Here is a 21,394-nt window from a genome sequence, read left to right on the forward strand (position 1 = left end):
CGTTCCTTGGTCTCGTTTTCCGCTCAGGAGCCGGACTCTTCCGAGCGGCGCAGCATCAGCCAGCCCTCGCGGACCTCCTGGGTCGCGGAGAAGGCGGCGCGGGGGTTCACGGGGTCGAGCTTGTTTGTCTCGGTCCAGGCCCCGTCGGGCTGGCGCGTCGTCCAGGACCAGGTGAGGCCGGGCTCCTCGGGCACGGGCAGCCGCAGCGTGCCCTGGTCCGTGAGCAGGGGCGCGGTGAGGAAGCTCACCTCCAGGTCCGCGAGCGCCTGGGCGTAGAACTCGGGCAGCAGGCGGAGCTGCTCGCTCGGGAGCAGGCCCGTGGTGGCATGCACCTGGCCGCGCGGGTCGAGCAGCATCGTCACGTGCTGGGCCGGGTCCGCCGCGGTGCGCAGCATGAGCAGGGACTCGTTGCTATAGGTCTTGATGAGCGGGTGGCCCACCGAGCCCATCTGCGGCGAGAAGAACGTGCCGCCTTGCGCGTAGGTGTAGCCCCCGGCCCCGTCCGGACTCTCGCGCAAGTAGCCCACGAGCCCGTCATCCAACTGGCCGAACTCGCCCAAGCGGATGGGCACCTTCAACCTCTCCACGCCGCGCGTGGTGTCCACGCCATCGGCGAGGGCGTTGGGATCCAACGCGGGCGGCCCCTTGAGCTCCAGGGTGAACGCGGCGCGCACCACGGCCACGGGGCGGGCCATGAGCAGCGCGCGGCTCGGGTGCTCGGCGTAGGCGGCCGGATCAATCGTCTCCAGGGCGGTGCGCTGGGTGGACAGGAAGAGGCGCAGGAAGTCCTCGCCCTGGGCGAGTACGTGCCGCACCACCCGCTGCAGATGGGGGTTGGCGAACTCCGGCAGGCCCTGGGCGTTCGTGCGCACGGCGGCGCGGGTGCCCGGTGCCGTGCGCCAGTTGCCGCCCTGGTCGATGGCGCCGAGCGCCCGTCCCGCCTGGTCGTACACCGCGAGCGCGCGGTCCTGGTTGTTCACCAGGACCCAGCCGCACACGGGGTTGGTGTCCGGGTGCTCCGTTGCGCGCTGGGCCTGGACGTCCTTGGCGGGCAGGAAGTCGAAGCGCAGGCGCGCGGGCTGGTTGAAGCGGGGGGGGAGCAGCATGTGCTGACCCAATGCGGTGGCGGGCGGGACCAGCTCGTCGGTGGTGATGACGCGTGTGTCCTCCGGCGTCTCCAGGTCCACCACCTCCTTCACCTGCCCGAAGGTGTCCACGAGCCACAGGCCATTGAGGGCGAAGGCGCCGCTGCGCAGGGGGTTGAAGATGTCGAGCGTCAGGGGGCGGTGCTGCACGGTGGAGCCCATCGCGTCTCGCACCGTCTCCGTGTAGAAGAACTGCTCGGTGTCCCGGGATGCCGAGGGGTCGCTGATCTTGAGCTGCAGCGTGGGCTCACGCAGCATCAGCACCTGGTTGAAGTGGCCGAGCGACTGCGCGAGGCACGGCGTGGAGCGCAGCTCCCCGAAGGTCCAGAGCGCGGTGTACACCGGATCCTCGACCCCTGGCGTGGTGCCGCCCTGGCGCGCCACGTACCAGTCGCGGATGGCGTCGAAGTGCTCGTCGAGGTAGCCCTCGTGCCGGTCATCGGCGGGGACGTTCTGTGCCGTGTAGTAGTCCTCCAGCACCTCCTGGGCGAGGTAGCGCCGCAAGCGGCCGCCCACCTCCAGGCTGACTCCGGGGGTGAGCAGGCTGATGCCGCTGTAGATGCTGCCTTCCTTCGCGAAATCCTGCTCGTGCCCGGCCTGGAGCGTCTGGTCCACCGCGCGTGTGTCCAGCTGGTAGTGGCGCTGGAGCAGCCCGGGGTCGTAGTCGCCATTGTCATCGCGGCCGGCGGGCGACACGCGGAAGTGCCAGTTCATCATGAACGGGCTCCAGGGCGTCTGGGTCCAGACGTTCCCCCGCGACTCCAGGCCCGCCAGGTGCGTGCGCAGGGCAGTGAGGGTGGCGTCCGGCAGGTCCGCCAGGTTCAGCGTCAGGTCCACATGCTGGCACGTGAGCTGGCGAGGGGCGGACGTGGCCGCGTTCAGGTCGCCCCACAGGTCGCTCCGGGCCGCGGGACCCGACAGGAGGAGCACGGGCTCGGCGGGCTCCCAATAGGGGGCCGCGGGCAGGGCCTGCAGCTGGTAGGGGGCGGCGGTGCCCTCGGGCGTGGCGTTGTAGGCCGCCACGGAGGCGCGCAGCACCCGCAGCGCCTCGGCCAGCCGCGACGCGGCGCTCGTGGCAGCAGGGGGGAACTCCAGCACCAGTCCCTCGGCGCTCGCGCGCACGGGGTAGACCACGCCCTGGTCGCGGATCTCCCAGGCCTCGCCCGCCTTCACCACGGCGACGGTGTGCTGGGCGGACAGCTCCCGGCCCAGGCAGTTGGGGAACTCCAATGCCCACGTCCAGTACGAGTCGTCGTCCTCGTCCGACAGCTCGAAGGGCCTCCCCGCGTCGAGCACGTCCACGTAGGTGGAGAAGTAGTCACTCAGCCGGGTGACGACGGTGAACGACACGGGCTCGAGCGACACCTCGCCCTCGCCCAGGTTCAGCACGCCCCGGGTGGTGAGCCGCTGGCGCACCGGGACGACGTACTCCTCGAAGAAGGACGCGTTCACGTTCTCATGCCTGTCCATCGCGTCGTACCAGGCCGTGTACATGCGCTGGCGCAGCGCCTCCAGCTCGTCCCCGGCCCGCTGGTACTCCTCCTGGAGCGTGTTGAGCGTCTCCAGTTGGCCCATCCACGCGGGCGGCAGGCCCGTGGAGCGCGTGGCACGCACGGGCCGGCGCCGCAGGGCGGCGAAGACGTCCTGGGTCTCGTCCGCCTGGGGCTTGAGCGCCCAGCGGATGCCCGCGGCGTGCGAGGCGAAGCCCCGCTCGTGACGCGACTCGAGCAGGCGCGCGTCCAGGTCCAGGGTGAGCCCCTCCAGCCGCTCGGTGAGCTGAAGCGCCTCGAGCTGCTCCTCCACCTGGCGGCGCACGGCCCGGGCCTCCTCATTCGTCTCGGGCGCGCGGCGGTGGGCGAGCAGCGCCGCCAGGGCCTCCGACTCCGTCTGGCCCACCGAGAGCAGGGGCTTGTCCAGCGAGCGCACCCGGTTCATGAGTGCTCGGGCGCCGAGCGCGAAGGTGAGCCGTGCCTGGAAGAGACACGCCGCGGGCAGCACCTCGCCCGGCGGGAGCGTCCACTGGAACTCCTCGTCCAGCCGCAGCCGGAGCTGCTCGGCGTCCGTCTCCGCGTTCAGCAGCGGAAGCAGACAGTCGCGCGAGGCGTCGCCGTACCAGCCGAGCACGTCATAGCGCAGGTCCGCCGGGGGCGAGGCGGTGGCGAAGTCCGCGTCATGGAAGCCGAAGACGGTACGGCAGTTCGGGTAGAAGGACGCGAACGTGGCGCGCACCGGATCCAGCGCGTTGAGCAGGGGCTCGGGGCCCACGGCGGTGAGATCCGCCAGGTACTCGGCGCCGCTCTGTCCCCGGGCCGCGCGCCAGTCCGCCAGCGTCAGGGCCCGGCCGAGGAAGCGGTAGCGCAGGCCCGTGCCCGGCGCGGGATCCGGCACGACCATGACATTGACGGGGATGTCTCCCTCGCCCTTGCCCTCCTGCTCCCACTCGTCGCCGTACCCCTCCGGGTAGAGGTAGTCGCTCTCCACCACCCATTGCTTCTCGGGCTGACCGCCGCCCGAGCGCAGGATGAGCCAGCGGTTGGGCACCTGGGGAAAGCGGATGCCCGAGGCGTCGCTCTCGCCCCGCGTGAGCACGGACGGCAACATCCAGTGCAGGTGGATGCCCGCGGGCAGGAGCAGATCCCGCGTGAAGGGCGGCGTGAGGATGGCGCCGCTGAGGTTGGGATGGTCGTCGACGTCGCCCTTTTCGTGCAGTGACGGCAGCTTGCGGTAGTCCGCCAGCGCCCGGACCACGGTCTGTTCCCCATCCAGACACAGTGCCTGCAATTGCAGGGGCACCTGGAGGAAGCCTTGCCTCGAAGTGGTTGCCATGACCCCGGGCTTAGGGAACTTCACTCAGAGTCGCAATAAGCGTTTTGAAGACTTGACAAGGATCCCGCGTTTACGCCAGGGCTGGCTACAGGCGGGTTGTATGTCTTTCAGTCGTGCCGGAATCGGTGTCAAAGAACTCGAAACGGCCCGAGCACCTCAGCTCCCTTTCCCCTTTTCTCCTTCCCGCCGCGTGTCGTGCCCGGTCGTGTTGCTCGAATTCTTTGACACCCTCTCGGGGCCTGGAACACACCGCACAAGGTGCATTTCAAGAATCAATCATTGACTCACGTGCGGGCCGGGACGACCATTTCGCCATTACCCAGGGAGGCCCATCATGAAGAAGCCTGCTCGTACGAAGCGCGCGAAGAAGTCCATCAAGGTCACCGTCCGCGTCCTGAGGGAGTCCGCGCTCAAGGCGCTCGAGACCAACACCTGCACCATCACCCACACCTCGAAGAAGTAACTTCCTCCAGCACGACATGGGGCTTCAAACAGGTGTCGTGCTCCTCGAAGTGAGCAAGGGAGTCTCCGTCCTCCAGACGCGCAAGGCGCTGCTGGAAGTACGGGGCCTCCCTTTTCCTCTTCTCGTCTCCATCCTCCGGAAGCTGCGCCGTGGCGGAGAGGCCGCTTTTGCCCGCGAGCTCATGAGGCTTGGCGTGGACCGGTCCGACGCCCTTGGGCTCGGAGCGCGCCTCGCCGCGGAGGGAGCCTTCGGGCCGGGCGCCCCGAGACTGCTGGATGAACGCGCCCTCCGTGAGGCATCGGGCATTGCCGGCAGGCTGCGCCTCGGCCCCCTTCGCACGGTGGACATCACCGCGGGCAACGGAGCGCTCGTTCAACTGAGCGCCAGGGGCTGGCGGAGCGCTGGCCGTGGCGTGTGTATGGCGTGTGGTGTGCTCTGGGAGGTCCAGGGTTCCGATGCCCCCGCCGAGGCCGCCATCCTGGCGAATGCGCTTCCTCGTCGCGCCGTGATTGCCCTGGGGTCCACCGAGCTCGCGGCGCTCCGGTCCGCGCTGGGAGGGCCGCCCACTGAGGAGAAAACCTGGACGGAGGGCGCATACAGACAGCGGCGGGGAAGGCGCGTCCGGCCCCGGGCCGCGGCGGGATGCGGGTGCACTCCTCCCGCGGGCGCGGTGGACCTCACCGTCATGACGGACATCGCCCGGATGGCGAGCGCCGCCCTGGAGCGGATGGGAATCACCACGCGCGAGTCCACTGTTCGCGGCAGGCGGGGCACTCCGCCCATCTTCAGCGTGACCTGGGGTGCCGCCGTCCTCCGCCCTCGGAAGCGGGGGCGTCCCATCGTGTCGGGGCAACTGCTCGCGCAGGTCGGCACCGGAGCGTCGCTCGAGGAGCGGAAGCTGACGGCGCGCGCCGAGGTCATCGAGCGCGCTTCGGCCATCCTCCGGGTGCCCGACATCCGCGCCACGCCGGCACGTGCGCTCGGGAGGCCATTCCTGCCGCTGCGCGACTGGGACCTCTACACCCCGGAGCAGTATGCGAGCCCGGGCTTTCCCTATGCGCCCGTCACCGAGGACACGCCGCTCGACTGGCTCTGGGCCACGGACGCCGGGTCTGGGGAACGGCTGCTCGTTCCAGCCGCCTTCACGACCTCGGAGCGACTCGCCGGGCCGCGCTTCGTGTGCGGCTCATCGAACGGGGTCGCGACGCACACGCGCGATGACGCCGCGCTGCGCTCCGCGCTCCTGGAGGTGGCGGAGCGCGATGCCCTCCAGCTCGCCTGGTACCGGGGTCAGGGCGCCCAGCGCATCGACAGGCGGACGGTCCCCCTCGAGGCGGGGACACAACGCTTCTTCAGGGATGCCGGGTGGGACCTGCACTTCTCCTACCTGGCCGGCCGCGCCAGCCTTCACGTCATCGCGCTCATCGCCGAGGCCACGGGAGAGGGGCCTTTTCCGAAGGGTGGAACGCTGCTCACCGCCGCGGCGGCGGGTGCCCCGGAAGAGGCCGTGCGGCGCGCCCTCCGAGAGATGAGGATGGTGACGGAGGCGCTGTCGCTCCCCAGGGAGCTCGAGATTGACTTCGAGGCGCTCCAGCGTCCCCCCAAGCTGGCGGGCTACCAGGACATCGAGTCCTTGATCGATATCACGATGCTCTACCTGAACCCGGCCATGCGGAGCGCGGTCGAGCTGTTCCTCGACGGGCCACCGGTGGCGCTCCCACGCCGTGTCGTCCCTGACTCGGCGGGAGCCCTCATCCCGAGGCTCCGTCGGGACGGGCTGCGCACGCTCATCATCGACCTCACGCTGGCGACGGCCGCGCCCTTCCGGACCTGTCAGGCGCTGGTCCTCGGGACGCAGCCCCTGGCGTTCACCCCCAGCCTGCTACGCCTCGGGAGCGGACTGCTCCCACACCGCCTCCCACCGCGGAATCCGGGGCCGCCGCCCTCACCGCTCAAGGTCCGGCGAGGGCATCTCAACCCCTACGTGCTTCCGCTCGCGTGAGCCCACGCGGAGCCGGGAGGCGAGGCCACGAATGAGCGAGCGCATCATCGTCCTTGGAGCCGGACTCGCGGGGCTGGCGGCGGCACATGAGCTGGTGCTCGCGGGGCGGGACGTCCTCGTGCTGGAGGCGCGCCCTCGGGTCGGCGGCCGGGTGCTGACGCTGCGTCAGCCGTTCCTCGACGGGCAGTACGCCGAGGCGGGCGGGATGTACGTCCTCGGCGGGCATTCGACCGTCCTCGGCTACGCGAAGCGGTTCGGCCTGGAGCTCACTCCGCTGCCGGCGCCTCCGCGGCCTGGCTCGCGGCTGTTCCATCTCCAGCAACGCCGCATCGTGGCCTCCGCGGGCAGTGAGGCGTGCTTCCCGTATGCCTTGAGGCCCGACGAGCAGCGGCTCGGCCTGGCGAACCTCTATCGCGAGTACGTTGCTCCGCTCCTGGAGGCCGTCGGTGACCCCTTCCATGCGTCCTGGCCCGGCTCGAGCGCCACCGACCTCGATGGACTGACCATGCGCGAGGCACTCGTGGCACGAGGCGCCTCGCCAGCGGCAATCGAGGCGCTGAGCCTGGGCCGGTTCGACCTCCTCGGCGATGGCGTGGACGCGAGCTCGGCACTCGGCGCCCTCCGGCGGGAGGTGCTGGCCAACGGCGCGGGCGCCTCGGGCGTCTACACCCTGAGTGGTGGAAGCGACCGGCTTCCCGCCGCTCTCGCGAAATCGCTGGGTGAGCGGCTTCGACTCGGGTGGGCCGCGCGCCGTATCGAGCAGGACCCCACGACGGTGCGTGTGCACTGTGTCGGTAGCGCTGGCGAGCCGTGCACGTTCACGGCGGAGCGCCTCGTGTGTGCCATCCCGTTCCCGGTCCTTCGCGAAGTGGAAATTTCCCCCGCGCTCTCGGAGCGAAAGGCGAGAGCGGTTCGTGAGCTCGAGCACACCTCGGTGGTGCGCGTCTTCGTCCAGTTCCGGCGCCGCCTCTGGGAAGAGCGGGGGTGGTCGCTTGCGTGGCTGACGGACCTGCCCATCATGCACGTCCTCGACGCCTCACCGACGCAGCCCGGACGCTCGGGCCTCCTCGAGGCCTATATCGCGGGCCCGCGGGCCCGCGCGGCGGCGCGGCTCTCCGAGGAGAAGCGCCTGGCGATGGTGGTGCGGGGCATGAGCCAGGTCGCGCCCGAGCTCGCCTCCGAGGTCCAGGCCGGAGCGTCCTACGCTTGGGACCTGGACCCCTGGGCCCGGGGCGCCTTCGCGTGGTTCCGTCCGAAACAGCTCACGGAGTGGGGCTCGGCGCTCGCGAGCGCCGAGGGACGGCTCCACTTCGCCGGGGACCAGACCTCCCCCATGCCCGGATGGATGGAGGGGGCACTCTTATCGGGTCGCCGTGCCGCCGCCGAAATCCTGGCCACGCGCCCATGAGGTGCGCGGCAGGGGCCTGGCTCTCTTGGGCTATGGCGGCGTAATCCTCAACACCACGCGGAATCGGTGTCCGGAATCGGTGTCCGGAATCGGTGTCAAAGAACTCGAAACGCGGGACTCGAGTCCCCGGAATCCGGAATCGGTGTCGGAATCGGTGTCGGAATCGGTGTCTCGGAATCGGTGTCAAAGAACTCGAAACGCGGGACTCGAGTCCCAAAGAGACTCAGCGTGGACAGGTGACGCTACCGGCCTCCACGTGTTTCTGGGGACTTGCGGTTGGCCTGCGCGGTGCATCGACGTCGCGGAGCGTAGGAGGGATGGGGGATGGGCTGGCCGCTGAGGATGTTTCAAGAGGAGGGCTACTACTTCGTCACCTCCAGGTGCTTCCAGGGACGGCTGCTGCTGCGTCCCAGCGCGGAGGTGAACGAGGTGGTGGGGGGAGTGCTCGCGCGAGCTGTCCAGCAGAGCGCCGGCACCGTACGGCTGTTCGCCTTTACCTTCGCCTCCAATCACTTTCACCTGTTGGTGTGGGCGCGAGGTACGGCGCTCGCGGACTTCATGCAATACCTGCGCGCCAACCTCTCCAAGAAGGTAGGACGGCTGGTGGACTGGAGTGGAAGCTTCTGGGAGCGGCGCTACTCCGCGGAACCCGTGCTGGACGACACGGCTCTGGTGGGGCGGCTGCGCTACGTGCTCGCCCATGGAGTGAAGGAGGGGCTGGTGGAGAGGACCTCCGAGTGGCCTGGCCTTACCTGCTTGCCCCAATTGATGGGGCCGGCACGGCGGTTGTTCCAGTGGTTCAACTGGACGAAGCGCTGGAGCAAGCGGGGACGCGAGGGCATGGAAGCCGTGCAGGGTCGCTACGCGCAGGAGTGGGCCGAGCCGGTAGAGTTGGAGGTGGCTCCACTGCCGTGCTGGGAAGGACTGGAGGTGGAGGAGCGGCAAGGCCTGGTGCGGGGACTTGTGGAGCAGGTGGAAGCTGAGGCCCAAACGCGGGGCACTCCTGTCATGGGCGCACGGGCCGTGCGCTCTCAGCACCCGCATACCCGGCCCGAGCACCGCAAGCGCAGCCCGCGACCGTTGGGGCATGCCTCCTCCCGACGGGCGTTGGAGGAACTGCGCGAGCTGTACCGTGTCTTCGTCGCGGCGTTCCGCGAGGCGGCAGCTCGGTGGCGGCTGGGGGATTTCTCAGCTCCCTTTCCCCTCTTCTCCTTCCCTCCGCGTGTCGTGCCCGGTCGTGTTGCTCAAATTCTTTGACACCCTCTCAGGACACCCTCTCAGGGACACCCTCTCAGGGCCGGGCCAACGGCGATGCGACGCCATGTGTCGACACCATGTGTCCGCACGGCCCCCCTTCGAACGGGTCCGCGGCCCGGCAGGGAACCTGCCGTCACGCCCGAAGCCTGGTCCCTCCAACCGGGTGAGGCTCCACCGCGCTACCAGGGCACAACCCAGGAGATGAAATGAACCAAGAGCTGCTCACCCGAGCAAGGGAGGAGCCCTCCTTCCGGGCCCGGCTTTCCGCCCCTCTACGCACCACGCTTCTGGAGACTCCGTCCGGGAGGCCCATCAGCGAGCTGGATGACGAAGAGTTGGGCGGCGTGGTGGGCGGGCGTTCCCGCCCCAGGTTCAACCCGACCGCGTCCGACATCTCGAACGGCTTTTGACTGATGTGGCCAGCCGCCCGGCCAGGGAGGCTCTCCTCAGCCTGCGTCCGGATGGCTCCCTTCGGCCGGGTCCATGGCTCGGCAGGGAATCTGTCGTCACTCTCGGAGGCTGGTCCGTCCAACAAGGTGTAGCTCCAGCGCTCTACCAAGGCACAACCCAGGAGATGAAATGAACCAAGAGCTGCTCACCCGAGCATGGAAGGATCCCTCCACGCCTCCAGAGAACCTGTCCGGAAGAGCCATCACCGAGTTGGAGGACGACGAGCTGGGCGACGCGGTGGGCGGACGGCGGTCGCAGCTCGTCTTGACCGTGACCCGCCCCATCATCATCGAATCCACGACGCCGGAGACGAGATGGACATGACCGATTGAGCGGCCGTGCAGCGCGCGCGAGCCCAGGCGTCAACTACCCTGACACAGGGGGGTAAGGGGCGCGGGGCCGCTCGCATCTGGCCCCGGTTTCGCTCTCCTCCCCTCCCCTCGAGCCTCGCTGTGCATTCTGAGTCGTAGGCCCGGAAGGATGTCCGGAAGGATGTCAGACGATTCGTAAGAGACGAAGTGTTGGAACGACTCCTTTGACACCTTCCCGGGCCCCTTCTCTCCTGATTGGGGGAACGTCCTGCACGGTCCGCGCTCGCTGAGACACTGCATGGGCCCAGGCGAAATCGCGAGCCTGGGCCAGCAGGGGAGCGACTTCAGGGCTTCACCTTGATCTCCAGCCGCTCATCACGGAGCGACTCGCCCTTCAGGAAGGACTTCATCCGCTCGAGGATGCGCGGGTCCGACTGGAAGAGGCCGTCATGTCCCGAGCCCTCCAGCACCAGATGCACGGCCCGGGAGAGGCCGGGGCGCAGGGCCTCCGCGTTGTCGGGGCTCGTGCGCCCATCCAGGGTGCCGCTGATGAGGAGCACGGGCACTGACGCCTTCAGCGGGCCGCGGAAGGACTCGCCCAGGTCGCTCACGCCGGGCACATCCCCCGCCAGCAAGGCTCCCGGATTGGCGCTGCCACCGAGCAGTGCCTTCGCCGCCTCCTTCTTGATGAGGGCGGCTCGCGCCGGGCTCACACCGGAGGCCGCGTCCATGGCGAGCGACATGGGCCTCAGCACTCCTTCACGCAGCATCCGCGCGAAGGGGGCCATCGGCTCGTAGTCCCCCGCCTCCAGGCTCGGCAGCAGGGCGAGGAAGCGTCGGAAGGTGGCGGGGTCCCGGAGGGACTCGAAGGTGGCGCGCTGAAGGTCGAAGGGGCTGACCCGCCAGGTGTGGCGCTCACCCTTCGCCGGGTCTGTGAACTGAACGGTGGGAGGCTCGCGCTCGAGCGCCTTCAACAGCTTCGCCAGCCGCGACTTCAGGCCCGGCCCGCGCTCACCCTCGGCGCGCAACACGACCTCCCAGCGCTCGAGCAGCGCCTCCGCGTGTGCAGGCTGCTTCCAGGTGTCATCCGGCCCTTCGAGTCCGGCGAGGATGGCGTGGTCCACATGCTGTGCGTGGCGCCGCAGGTAGGCGAGGCCCAGGTGCGTGCCATAGCTGATGCCCCAGAGGTTGAGCTTCGGCGCGCCCAGCGCCTTGCGCAGCACATCCAGGTCGTCGGCGCTCTCCACGGTGGTGTAGGCGCCCAGGTCCACGCCCGCCGTGGACCAGGTCCGGCTCGCCTCGGCGGCGGCCTTCCTCAACGTGGTGGTGAGCCGTGCCTCGTCCACGCGCTGCTCGAGCGGGATGGCCCAGGGCTGCGCCAGCTCGGGGTGGGGGTTCGACTCGCCGGTGCCGCGCTGGTCCAGCGCAATGACGTCGGCCACCTCGCGCAAGGCGAGGAACAACTCGAAGCGGCCATGGCGCGCGGCATCGATACCGGAGCCTCCCGGGCCACCGGCCAGGTAGACGATGGGCGCCGCGGGCGAGGGGTTCGTGCTCTTGAAGCGCACGAAACGCAGGGGCAGGACCGGGCCCTCGGGGCGGGCGTGGCGCAGGGGCACGGTGACGGTGCCCAGCTCGGCCTGGACCTCGCGACCGTCGCGGGCCTGGAAGGTGTGGGGCTGCAACTGGAGTCCCTGGGCCTGGGCGAGCGACAGTGGAACGAGGAGTGAGAGCAGGAGCACGGCACGCATGGGCGTTCCTCCGAGGGAGCGGGGTACGCCGACGAGGATGCGGTGACTGGCGCGATGCGTGGGGTGCCGGTCGCCCAACGTCTCGCGCCGTCGCCGGAGTGCTCGGGGGCGGCGGAGCCGGGCCGGGTATGATGAGGCTCATGATGTCGTCCGCCCTTGTCGCGGGATGCCTCGCGCTCTCGCTCGCCTCCTCGTCTGCCCTGCCCACCCCGCGGCAGGTGCAGGTGCACGCGGAGGACCTCCCCGTGGAGGTGGCGCTCTCCGGGGACGCGCGCGGCTGGCGCACGGTGGAGCGCGATGAGGTGCACGAAGGAGCCGGCCCCTTCTGGATGCGCACGCAGGTGGAGGTCCCCGTGCGTGAAGACGGGGCGCCCACGCCCGCCCTCGCCCTGTCCGTACTCGGCTCATGGGAGGCCTGGTGGGACGGCGTGCCCCTGGGCCGCAACGGGCAGGTGGGGCGCACGCCCGAGGAGGAGGTGCCGGGACGCGTCGACGCCCTGCTCCCGCTGCCGCCCGAGCTCAGCGCGCCAGGCACTCACCTGTTGACGCTGCGCATCTCGTCGCACCGGCTCGGCTTCCAGCCCGTCGGCATCGTCCACCACCTGCGGGCAGGCGAGGCGGCGTCACTCGCCCAGGCGCGGATGCTCGGCCTGGTGCCCGCCCTCTGCACGCTGGGCGCGCTGGTGCTGATGGGGCTCTACCACCTCGCGCGCGTGAGGCTCTCTCACGGTGGGCTCGCCACGCTGCTGCTCGGCGCGCTGTGCCTCGCCGCCGCGGCGCTCTTGCTGCTGGAAGCCTGGCGCGGGCTCGCCAACTACCCCTATCCGCTGCACGCGCCGCGGTTGCGGCTGCTGGCGGCGGCGGCGCTCGCCGTGTCGGCGCTGCTGCCAGCGACCGTGCACGCGGCCTTCGGAGAGCCGCGCCGCTGGCTGCGGTGGGCGGGGCTCGGGCTGGGGCTGCTCTCGCTCGTCCTCGTCCGGGGCTTCGATGGAAAGAATGGCGTCGCGCTCGGGGCCTCGCTCACCGTCTCCATGGTGCTCGCGATGCGCGCGTGGCGCCGCGGGGAGAAGGGGGCCCTGGGCGCACTGGTGGGGCTGGGCTTGACCGGGACGCTCTACATGCTGGCCCCCTGGGGCTTCTCCGAGCTCGGCTTCTTCCTCGCCTTCGGGGGGCTGCTGCTCTGTCTCGCGGCGGTGCATGCCCAGCAGCAGCGCCGTCAGCAGGAGCGGCTGGAGAGCGCGACGCGCGTCGCGGAGCGCCTGCAATTGGAGTTGCTCAAGCGCAGCCTGCAGCCCCACTTCTTGATGAACACGCTGGCCGCGCTGAGTGAGTGGGTGGAGACGGAGCCCGCGCAGGCCGTCCGCTTCATCGAGGCCCTGGGCGCGGTGTACCGGCACCTGCTCGCCGTCTCCGGTGAGCGCACCATTCCGCTCGCCCGCGAGCTCGAGCTGTGCCGCGCCCATCTGGACGTCATGGGCTGCCGGCAGGGCACGGCCTTCCACCTCGAGACCGCGGGCGTGGACATCGAGGCCCCCGTCCCCCCTGCCCTGCTGCACACGCTGCTGGAGAACGCCTTCAGCCATAACCGCTACGTCTCGCCCCACACGTTCCGGCTCGAGGGCAGCCTCGTCGCCGAGGGCACCCGGCCGCGACGGCGCTACATCTTCCTCGCCCCCTCGGGCACGGGCACACCCCGGGGTGGTGGTGAGGGCACCGGCTCGCGCTACCTGCGCGCGCGCCTGGAGGAGGCCTTCCCCGGCGCGTGGCGGCTCGAGGACGGGCCCACGGAGGCGGGGTGGATGACGCGGGTGGAGGTGCCGGCGTGAGGCTGCTCATCGTGGAGGACGAGCCACTGGCGGCGCGCCGCCTCGCGCGGCTGTGCGAGCAGCGGCTGGGGCCGGACGCCCCGCCCCCGCGCGTGTGCGCGAGTCTGAACGAGGCGCGCGCGCTGCTGGCCGAGCGCGACGTGGACGTGCTGCTGCTGGACCTGAACCTCTCGGGCGAGGACGGCTTCGCGCTGCTCACGGAGGCGGCCGCGGGCGCATTCCAGACGGTGGTGGTCTCCGCGAACACCGACCAGGCGCTGCGCGCCTTCGAGCTGGGGGTGCTGGACTTCGTGCCAAAGCCATACACGCCGGAGCGGCTCGCGCTCGCGCTCGCCCGCGTGGGAAGCCGCGCGGCCACTCCGTTGCGCACCCTCGCGGTGAGGAAGGGCGGAGGCGTGGTCCTCGTCCCTCTGGACTCCGTGGCGTACATCCAGGGCGCTGGCGACTATGCGGAGCTCGTCCTGCGCGGAGGCGGCACCGAGCTGAGCGAGAAGAGCCTGGAGCGGCTCGAGCAGCTGCTCCCCGCGGACTTCCTCCGCATCCACCGCTCCTATCTCGTCCGCGTCACGGACATCCGTGAGCTCGTCACCTCGGAGGGCTCGCGCGCCGCGGTGGAGCTCCAGGACGGCACGCGACTGCCGGTGGGCCGCAGCCGGTTGGGAGTGTTGCGCAAACGGCTGGAAGCGTAGGCTGTGCTTCGCCGGCGGCCAGGGGACCCCGAGCGCCAGGGAGGGCGGAATCGGTGTCCGGAATCGGTGGTCGGGTCGAGGATCGGCGCGGTGGTGTGCAGGAGGCCCTTGGCTGTATCCGCCGTTTCCAGCTTCGTGCCCGTTTAGGGGCTGTCGCAAAATAAGTGTAATTATTTCACCAGCTGAGCGCTCGCTTGCCGTCTCGGAGAGAGCGAGTAGTTCCATTCCCCGTGAAACCGCTTCTTTCGGATGTTCAGTTGCCCAAAGTCCGCTGCGCTGACGCGAACGCCAAGGGGGTACTCCCTCGTATCCAGGGCAGCCCGAACACACAGTCCCGTGCGTGTCGTGGTGCTGCCGATGAGATTGATGACAACTTGATAGCTCGTTAGCGGTCGGCCTCGCCAGTTGAGCGTGATCTGGGCAAAGAGTCGATGCTCGATCTTGTTCCATTTGCTCGTGCCCGGAGGGTAATGGCTGACGGAGACCTTCAACCCCGTGGCATCTGCAAATTCTTGCAGGCACTTCTTCCATACCCGCGACCGTGCCGAGTTCGAACCCCCAGCATCCGCTACCACCAGAAGCTCTCTTGCATGAGGATATGCATGCCTGCCCATCGTGAGCCACCAACGCCGAAGCGACTGGACTGCGAACTCAGGAGTGTCATGGTCCGTCCCAACGTTGACCCAGCCCTCGTCACGGGCCAAGTCATACACTCCATAGGGAATCGCTTTGCCCTCAGCCATATCCGGAAAATCGTAGGCGTTGACTCTGGGCGCTTGGCCTTGGAGCTGCCACTCCCGACCCGGGGTCTTGAAGTTTCCAATCAACTCCTTCTTCTTCGAGTCGACGGACACCACTGGTTGTCGGCGCCGCTGAAAGGCCTTCGCTTGTCGAGCGATGTAACGAAACTGTGCATTCCTATCTGGATGGCTGCCTCCCTCTTCCTCCTTACGCGGAGCCTGCAAGCTATACCCCGCTTCGTGCAGCATCCGCGCGACGGTGTCGCTACTCACCTCATGCCCTCGCTCTCTCAACTCCGACGCAAGGTGCCTCACGCTCTTCGTCGTCCATTGAAGCGGCGATTGCGGTTCGCCGCGCGTCACCGGCTCGAGCAGCGCCTGGAGGTCACCCAGCAACCTCGCGTCCTTTGCGCTCAGGCGCCTTCTTCCTCCTCCTGGCCGACGCACTCGCGACGTTGAAGCCCTTGAAGGCGGTTGCCGCCGAAGCTCCGCCAGCTCTTTCTTGCCCTTCCAGATGCGACGACCACTGATCCCCGTTGCCCGCTGGAGCGCTGCGGTTCCTCCGCGTCCAAGGCTTTCCACTTCAGCCGCAGCCCACAGGCGGCTGACCCTCTCGTCCATGATGGGGGCCAGGGCCTTGAACTTGGCGCGCAAGGCTTCGAGATCTACTTTCACGCATACAACATGCCCACGAAATGCCTCTTACGCAGCGACCAGCCCCATGGCTGCCTGCCTGGTGGGCTCATTATCACTTTCATTACACTTATTTTGCGACAGCCCCTTAGGGTCCACCATCACTCCGTTTCCGATCCCCGCCACATCGAACCGGACAGGCGGGACTACCGCATCCGGCTCACCGCGAAGGCGTCATCACACCAGGGTTATGGTTCCGTTCGGTTGGACTCTGGCTTTCGAGGGGTTGCGGTACCTCACCCGGTAGTCTCCGTAGAGGCCCCAGGCTCCGTACACCACCCCTCTACTCCACCGCTTCCAGCCGAGTCCCCTTCGCCCCGCTCGTTTCGCCACGAATCGTCTCACCTTGCGCTCGACGTATTGCTTCACCTTGCCGAACGCCTGCCCCGAGTTTCCCACCCGGAAGTAGTTGACCCAGCCGCGCACGATTCCGTTCACCCTCTCCACCGCCGCCCTTATCGGCAGGGCCCGGCCGGCTCGTAGGGTGTCGCGTACCTTGCTCAGCACCTCGGTCACCTTCTTCTTTCGTGGACTCGTGTGCGCATACCACTTCCCGGTCCTCGGGCTGCGTTCCCACCGGAACTCGAAGCCCAGGAAGGCAAAGTTCGCTCCCGGCTCAGTCATCGTCACCGTCCGGGTCTTCTCCGCGTTGAGCGACACGCCGATTGCCTCCGCCTCCCGGCGGATGCGCTCCAGCGCTCGGTCAGCCCACTCCCGTCCCTTCTGTGAGTTGGGGGTGAGCACCACCATGTCGTCCAGCTACCGCGTATAGGCGAGATAGCCTCTTCCTCTCTCCAGTGCCTGGTCCAGGTCATTCAGCGCGATGTTGGCGAGTAGAGGAGAGAGGGGTGAGCCTTGCGGTATCCCTTTCTCCCCCGTGCTCTTGAGGAACTGCTTCACCAAGGCGAGCACCTCGTCGTCCTGAACTCGTCGGGCCACCCTCTCCAGCAGCCGGTCGTGCCGGATGTTGTCGAAGAAGCCCTTGAGGTCCACGTCCACGACTCGGTGCCTGCGCTGGCGCAGCCCCCGGCTCACGGTTTCTATCGCTTCATGCGCCGAGCGCCCCGGCCTCGCCCCGAAGGAACTGTCCGAGAAGTCGGCCTCGAAGATGGGTTCCAATACCAGTCGGAGTGCTCCGTGCACGGTCCTATCCCTGATGGAGGGAATCGAGATGACGCGCACTTTGCCGCCCTCTTTCGGAATCTCTCTCCGACGATAGGGCCTGGGGCGATACGTTTCCGTTCGTAATTCCTCGGCTATCCGCGCGAGGAATTCCTCTCGGCCCGTCTCCTCTATCCGCTCGAACGTCTCACCGTCTTCCCCGGGCGCTCCGTCTTTACGCCGGGCCTCCAGGTAGGCGGCTTCGAGTGTCTCGCGCTTGAGGAGATGGACGTACAATCCCCAGAAACGGTGCGTTGGGGTGCTCAGCTCCCTTTCCCCTCTTCTCCTTCCCTCCGCGTGGCGTGCGGCTCTCCGCGCAGGGGAAGCTAGCGTGCATCCAGGTGGTGGATGATGGGAAGGGAATCGCGCCGGAGATGCGAGAGAAGCTCTTCGTGCACGGCTTCACCACGCGCAAGGACGGCCACGGCTTTGGCCTGCACACGAGCGCGCTGGCGGCGCAGCTGCTCGGGGGCAGCCTCAGGTTGGAGAGCGAGGGACCCGGCAAGGGCGCCGTGGCCACGCTGGAGCTCCCGCTCCCCTGAGCAGGAGCTCATCTCCTCACTGCAGTACGACAGTGACCGTGTTGGTCGTGCAGTAGAGCGCACCACCCGGATATTTGTAGCCTACGGACTCTCCGGATCACACAACCAGGGCCTGAGCTCGCACAGGTCCGGCTCGCAGAGCCCGGGATTGGTATCGCATGGATCCTCACAAAGGGAGGGATTGGAGTCGCAGGGGTTCGGCGGCGGGGGGATGGAGGGGCCATCCACCATCGGTGTATTGAGGAGGAGCCCCGTCTCCACCAGGGCGGTCCGATCGGAGCGGAAGCCAATCAGGGCACCATTGGAGGTACGGCCCACCAGATCGTCATCACCGTCCTTGTCGAAGTCCATGACGAAGAAGCGGTGGCCACTGCCCCAGTTCAAGGCATCCGTGTAGGGGGTGTTGAGCACCACGCCGCGATGAACCAGGGCGTTGCCCTCCGCCCTCAAGAGGGAGAAGGTACCAGCCGCGTCACGCACGAGCAGGTCGTCGTCGTGGTCGCCATCGAAGTCCATGACGTAGTAGCGGTTGCCCTCGTTCCACCCATCCGTGTCCTTCATCCCGGTGTTGATGTAGAGCGCAGGCGTGCCTACGAAGTGGGTCCGCTCCGAGCGGATCGCGGTGAAGTGACCGTAGGAATCGCGGGCAACGAGGTCATCGTCTCCATCGCCGTCATAGTCCATGACGAAGTAGCGATGCCCGGCGTTCCACCCATCCGCGTCCTTCATCCCGGTGTTGATGTAGAGCGCGGGCGTGCCTACGAAGTGGGTCCGCTCCGAGCGGATCGCGGTGAAGTGACCGTAGGAATCGCGGGCAACGAGGTCATCGTCTCCATCGCCGTCGTAGTCCATGACGAAGTAGCGATGCCCGGCGTTCCAGCCGGTCTGGTCATCCCCCATGCCCGGGTTGATGAAGAGCGCGCCGGTCATGACGAACTGGGTGCGATCCGACCGCAGGGCGGAGAAGACACCATACGAGTCACGCCCCACGAGGTCATCGTCTCCATCACCATCATAGTCCATGACGAAGTAGCGATGCCCGGCGTTCCAGCCCCAATAGTCCGTCCAGGAGGTGTTCACCAGGATGCCGGCGAAGGAGAGCTGTCCTCCTTCCGAGCGGAAGGCCATGAACTGGCCGTGGGGCCCACGGACGACGAGGTCGTCATCTCCATCGCCGTCATAATCCATGGGGAAGAACCGGTGTCCCGTGACATAGGGGCCCAGCACCTCCGTGGCCTTGCCAGGAATCCAGTGGATGGTGCCGAAGAGGAACTTGCTCAACTGGCCGCCAGTGCTCGAGTCGTATTCCTCATCCGAGACGGGGAGCCCCAGCAGCCCCTGCCACTCGCCCATCGCCTTGTATTTGGCGTAGATGTCTCCATGCACCTCGAAGGCGCCCAGCAACGGGTGCCAGGAGATGGCTCCGCCGGTGAAGCGCACGTACTCGCCACCGCCGAACGTCATGACATTGGAGACGGGGTATCCCAGACCTCCGTTACGCCCCCTCAGGTACTCGTAGTGGATTTCGATGGAATTGATGAGGCTGATGGGGCCGGTCGCGTCCGAGGAGTAGATGGCTCCGCCCCGGAACGACTGGTAGGTATAGCCATTGCCCACGTTGGAGCTGGACTGCTCCGGGTATCCCAACACGCCGCCCTCGGCGCCACGCTGGTCCCAGTGCTGCCGGATCGACCCGTTCTTCACGGCCACCGCTCCCGTGAGGGAGTGCCAGTAGAAGGCACCGTTCTGGTACTCGACCATGGCGCCCCCGTTGGCCGCGGCGCGCTCGTCCGCGATGGGCAGACCCGCATCGAAGGTGGCGCGGGAGGTGCCCCAGGCTCTGTGGATGGCCTTGGTGTAGATCGCCCGGACCCCCACCTGCGTGTGGTGGATGAGGAAGCCGTTCTCGAACTCCTGGAAGAGCGTGCCGCTCGGCGAGGTGATGGAACCCTCCACCGCAATGGGATAGCCGAGGCGGCCGTTCTCCGCGCCATCCGAGGACCACCGCTGGAAGATGGCGCCACGAGAGACATAGGCATTGGTGGCCCCCAGCTTGTAGAGGAGGACGCCGTTCTGCATGTGCACCAGACCGCCTCCCTTCGAGTCCGTCACCTCATCCGCGATGGGATAACCCTCGGAGCTCCCGCCTTCTCCGTGCTGCTGGTAGGTGCTGAGGATCCGCTCGCTGTAGATGGCAAAGGTGCCCGTGCTGGGGTGGTGGTAGAGCCTGCCATTCTGGAACCTGCCGACGGCCCCGCCCCGGGTGTCCGCCTGCACGTCAGCGATGGGCCAGCCCAGCCGGCTCTGCACGCCTCCCATGGACTCATAGCGGGAGTAGATGGCCCCATGGACGGCGAAGGCGGGCTGCTCGGCGCGAGATTTCCAGTAGATGGCACCCGAGGTGAAGTGTCGCAGGCGCCCCTCTCCATCCGGGGCCTCGCGCTCGTCTCCCTGCGGCGAGGGCAGCGGGGAACCCAGCGGCCCGCGCGCATCCTGCAGGGACTCATACTTGCGCTGGATGATGTCCGTGCCCTGGGGAGTGCCAGAGATGATCGTCATCGGCGAGCCCGCCAGATGGAGCAGGAGCTGGTTCGCCTCATCCCGGACCACGATCTTCACCTCGAGCCGGTAGCCCGTCTGGTACGCCGCCGGAATCTCGAACTCGAAACCATTGTTCCGCCCGGTCGACGTGGGCAGGTTGGCCACCGCCGTGCCCATCAGCGAGCCGCCCGCCCAGAACTCGACCGTCGCCGAGCTCGCCGCGAGGAGCGCCATCAACCCACTCGAGCCTCCGTCCGGAGCGTCCGCGGTTCCCTCGAGCTTCTTGTCCTTGTTGGTCGACGAGGTGTTCCCCGGCTGAAGCCCACTGACGCTCGAGGCCACCCACCCTCGGAGGGTTTCGGCGGCGATTTGATAGGCGAAGTACTTCTTCGGCGGCCCAGGCTCGTAGCCCACCGAATCGGTGATGCCCGTGAGGCACCCGCCGGCGCAGTCCGGGTCGGGAACCCGGATGATGCAGGGCCCTCCCGAGTCCCCCGAATAGAGCATGTTGGCGTGCGGCGCGAGGAGGACCCGGTTCGGATAACTGGAGGACGCCTCCGTCTTCAACGTCGTCTTCCGGAGGATCCCCTGCCCCGCCACACCGGTACCTGAATCATCATTCTTTCCATAGCCAAAGCACTCGACGGATTCACCGATCATGTCGGCGACCTTCTTGGGATACAGGCTCCTCCGGTAGCCCTTCGACACCAACTGGCCGCTCGCGTTCATGATGGCGAAGGGAGCGTCCACCGTCACGAGCGTGGCATCCTCGAACACGCCAGGGGAAAGCTCGAGATCCCTGGCGGAGCTCACCTTTCGCTCCTGGACCGAGCCATCGGCGGGAAGCATCTGGTCGTTGAGGTTGCCCATGTAGACCTTCACGGTCTGGGCCGGCCAGACCTGCGAGACACCACAGTGTCTCGAGGTGAGGAAGGTCGTATTCGTCAGCATCACGCCGCTGCAGAACCGCGAGGCGGAGAAGGCGACGACTCCGGAGTGACTTGCATCCGGAACGGCGCTCGCGCCCCCGAGGATGGGACTGCGACCCTCCCCCAATTCAGTGCCCGAGCGGCTCCCCGGCCCGGACTGCTCGGAGTTGCCGCAGGCGGCTGTCAGGACTGCACACAATACTGCGCCCGCCACCCCTCGGTGGACAGACCTTTTCATGATTCGCATCTGGATTCTTCTCCCGAGAATGAATGCGCTGCGCCATATACCCGAGAGCCTGTGACCAGGGCGTGACGAAGGCACGGTGGGCGCGAGGGCCCATGATGCAGAAAACGAGCTTCTTGCCGTCATCCTCGATGATGGTGACCTCGCGGGTGACCTTTACCGGCGCGCCCAACATCTCGAAGGGCGCGATGACGGGCTTGAACGTCGAGTCAGCCCTGGTCATCGACGGGCCTCAAGTCGGGTACTTGTTCAAGCAGTACCATGGGCTGCTGATGGGCGACCCCACCAAGTAAGCCCTCCGCAACTTCGGTAAGGGAGTGACCGCACTCAACTCGAGCGGCGGTCCGGTGCGCATCGCGTTCGCGCCCTTTCAGAACGTCGCGGACTTCGTGGCGGCGGAGATCGCCGGCCCAGCC

At 68.0% G+C, this 21,394-nt stretch carries 16 protein-coding genes; 10 read left to right on the plus strand and 6 right to left on the minus strand.

From position 1 onward, the window contains the following. Positions 1–23 precede the first annotated feature (23 nt). Complete coding sequence (locus tag OV287_RS40450) at positions 24–3,971, minus strand: hypothetical protein (protein WP_267539372.1); 3,948 nt, start codon at positions 3,969–3,971, stop codon at positions 24–26. 334 nt (positions 3,972–4,305) lie between these two features. On the opposite strand from OV287_RS40450, the gene OV287_RS40455 reads away from it, so the two are divergent. From OV287_RS40455 to OV287_RS40480, 6 genes are all read left to right on the plus strand, one after another. Further along, complete coding sequence (locus tag OV287_RS40455) at positions 4,306–4,434, plus strand: hypothetical protein (RefSeq protein ID WP_267539373.1); 129 nt, start codon at positions 4,306–4,308, stop codon at positions 4,432–4,434. Positions 4,435–4,471: 37 nt separating this feature from the next. Continuing rightward, positions 4,472–6,436, plus strand: coding sequence for a YcaO-like family protein (locus OV287_RS40460; RefSeq protein ID WP_267539374.1), 1,965 nt, complete (start codon positions 4,472–4,474; stop codon positions 6,434–6,436). A gap of 31 nt (positions 6,437–6,467) precedes the next feature. Next, positions 6,468–7,844, plus strand: a complete 1,377-nt coding sequence (locus tag OV287_RS40465) for a flavin monoamine oxidase family protein (protein WP_267539375.1) — start codon at positions 6,468–6,470, stop codon at positions 7,842–7,844. A gap of 324 nt (positions 7,845–8,168) precedes the next feature. Continuing rightward, positions 8,169–9,101, plus strand: coding sequence for a transposase (locus tag OV287_RS40470; RefSeq protein WP_267539376.1), 933 nt, complete (start codon positions 8,169–8,171; stop codon positions 9,099–9,101). 206 nt (positions 9,102–9,307) lie between these two features. Then, positions 9,308–9,511, plus strand: coding sequence for a mersacidin/lichenicidin family type 2 lantibiotic (locus OV287_RS40475; RefSeq protein ID WP_267539377.1), 204 nt, complete (start codon positions 9,308–9,310; stop codon positions 9,509–9,511). 169 nt (positions 9,512–9,680) lie between these two features. Further along, positions 9,681–9,875 (plus strand): hypothetical protein, encoded by a 195-nt coding sequence (locus OV287_RS40480; RefSeq protein WP_267539378.1) that lies wholly within the window; start codon positions 9,681–9,683, stop codon positions 9,873–9,875. 331 nt (positions 9,876–10,206) lie between these two features. Here the strand turns inward: OV287_RS40480 and OV287_RS40485 are convergent, their stop codons facing one another. Then, positions 10,207–11,613 carry an alpha/beta fold hydrolase gene (locus OV287_RS40485; RefSeq protein WP_267539379.1) on the minus strand — a complete coding sequence of 469 codons (1,407 nt, stop codon included), beginning with the start codon at positions 11,611–11,613 and terminating at the stop codon, positions 10,207–10,209. Positions 11,614–11,753: 140 nt separating this feature from the next. Here OV287_RS40485 and OV287_RS40490 point away from each other — a divergent pair, with 140 nt between their 5' ends. Next, positions 11,754–13,439, plus strand: coding sequence for a sensor histidine kinase (locus tag OV287_RS40490; protein ID WP_267539380.1), 1,686 nt, complete (start codon positions 11,754–11,756; stop codon positions 13,437–13,439). Continuing rightward, on the plus strand, positions 13,436–14,128 hold the full coding sequence (locus tag OV287_RS40495; RefSeq protein ID WP_267539381.1) for a LytR/AlgR family response regulator transcription factor: 693 nt from the start codon (positions 13,436–13,438) through the stop codon (positions 14,126–14,128). Before OV287_RS40490 ends, OV287_RS40495 begins: the two co-directional genes overlap by 4 nt. A gap of 170 nt (positions 14,129–14,298) precedes the next feature. On the opposite strand, the gene OV287_RS40500 is transcribed toward OV287_RS40495, so the two are convergent. From OV287_RS40500 to OV287_RS40510, 3 genes are all read right to left on the minus strand, one after another. Further along, positions 14,299–15,489 carry an ISAzo13 family transposase gene (locus tag OV287_RS40500; RefSeq protein WP_267542308.1) on the minus strand — a complete coding sequence of 397 codons (1,191 nt, stop codon included), beginning with the start codon at positions 15,487–15,489 and terminating at the stop codon, positions 14,299–14,301. 249 nt (positions 15,490–15,738) lie between these two features. Then, positions 15,739–16,311 (minus strand): group II intron maturase-specific domain-containing protein, encoded by a 573-nt coding sequence (locus OV287_RS40505; RefSeq protein ID WP_267539382.1) that lies wholly within the window; start codon positions 16,309–16,311, stop codon positions 15,739–15,741. 9 nt (positions 16,312–16,320) lie between these two features. Further along, positions 16,321–16,959, minus strand: a complete 639-nt coding sequence (locus OV287_RS40510; RefSeq protein WP_267539383.1) for a reverse transcriptase domain-containing protein — start codon at positions 16,957–16,959, stop codon at positions 16,321–16,323. 65 nt (positions 16,960–17,024) lie between these two features. Between OV287_RS40510 and OV287_RS40515 the strand changes: the two genes are divergently transcribed. After that, entirely contained in the window at positions 17,025–17,264 is a 240-nt protein-coding gene (locus OV287_RS40515; RefSeq protein WP_267539384.1) for an ATP-binding protein, read from the plus strand. An 81-nt stretch (positions 17,265–17,345) separates the two neighbouring features. Here OV287_RS40515 and OV287_RS40520 read toward each other — a convergent pair whose 3' ends face one another. After that, entirely contained in the window at positions 17,346–21,104 is a 3,759-nt protein-coding gene (locus OV287_RS40520) for a trypsin-like serine protease (RefSeq protein ID WP_308809777.1), read from the minus strand. Here OV287_RS40520 and OV287_RS40525 point away from each other — a divergent pair. Further along, entirely contained in the window at positions 21,074–21,271 is a 198-nt protein-coding gene (locus tag OV287_RS40525) for a hypothetical protein (RefSeq protein WP_267539386.1), read from the plus strand. The two genes, OV287_RS40520 and OV287_RS40525, sit on opposite strands and share 31 nt — an antisense overlap. Positions 21,272–21,394 lie beyond the last annotated feature (123 nt).

The organism is Archangium lansingense (assembly GCF_026626635.1).
Lineage (GTDB): Bacteria > Myxococcota > Myxococcia > Myxococcales > Myxococcaceae > Archangium > Archangium lansingense.

What these genes read in the sequence shown, in the direction of transcription:
- OV287_RS40450 (WP_267539372.1), bottom strand. Translation starts at nt 3,971, where the DNA reads ATGGCAACCACTTCGAGGCAAGGCTTCCTCCAGGTGCCCCTGCAATTG.
- OV287_RS40455 (WP_267539373.1), top strand. Translation starts at nt 4,306, where the DNA reads ATGAAGAAGCCTGCTCGTACGAAGCGCGCGAAGAAGTCCATCAAGGTC.
- OV287_RS40465 (WP_267539375.1), top strand. Translation starts at nt 6,468, where the DNA reads ATGAGCGAGCGCATCATCGTCCTTGGAGCCGGACTCGCGGGGCTGGCG.
- OV287_RS40470 (WP_267539376.1), top strand. Translation starts at nt 8,169, where the DNA reads ATGGGCTGGCCGCTGAGGATGTTTCAAGAGGAGGGCTACTACTTCGTC.
- OV287_RS40475 (WP_267539377.1), top strand. Translation starts at nt 9,308, where the DNA reads ATGAACCAAGAGCTGCTCACCCGAGCAAGGGAGGAGCCCTCCTTCCGG.
- OV287_RS40480 (WP_267539378.1), top strand. Translation starts at nt 9,681, where the DNA reads ATGAACCAAGAGCTGCTCACCCGAGCATGGAAGGATCCCTCCACGCCT.
- OV287_RS40485 (WP_267539379.1), bottom strand. Translation starts at nt 11,613, where the DNA reads ATGCGTGCCGTGCTCCTGCTCTCACTCCTCGTTCCACTGTCGCTCGCC.
- OV287_RS40490 (WP_267539380.1), top strand. Translation starts at nt 11,754, where the DNA reads ATGATGTCGTCCGCCCTTGTCGCGGGATGCCTCGCGCTCTCGCTCGCC.
- OV287_RS40500 (WP_267542308.1), bottom strand. Translation starts at nt 15,489, where the DNA reads ATGGACGAGAGGGTCAGCCGCCTGTGGGCTGCGGCTGAAGTGGAAAGC.
- OV287_RS40505 (WP_267539382.1), bottom strand. Translation starts at nt 16,311, where the DNA reads ATGGTGGTGCTCACCCCCAACTCACAGAAGGGACGGGAGTGGGCTGAC.
- OV287_RS40525 (WP_267539386.1), top strand. Translation starts at nt 21,074, where the DNA reads ATGATGCAGAAAACGAGCTTCTTGCCGTCATCCTCGATGATGGTGACC.
- OV287_RS40520 (WP_308809777.1), bottom strand. Translation starts at nt 21,104, where the DNA reads ATGACGGCAAGAAGCTCGTTTTCTGCATCATGGGCCCTCGCGCCCACC.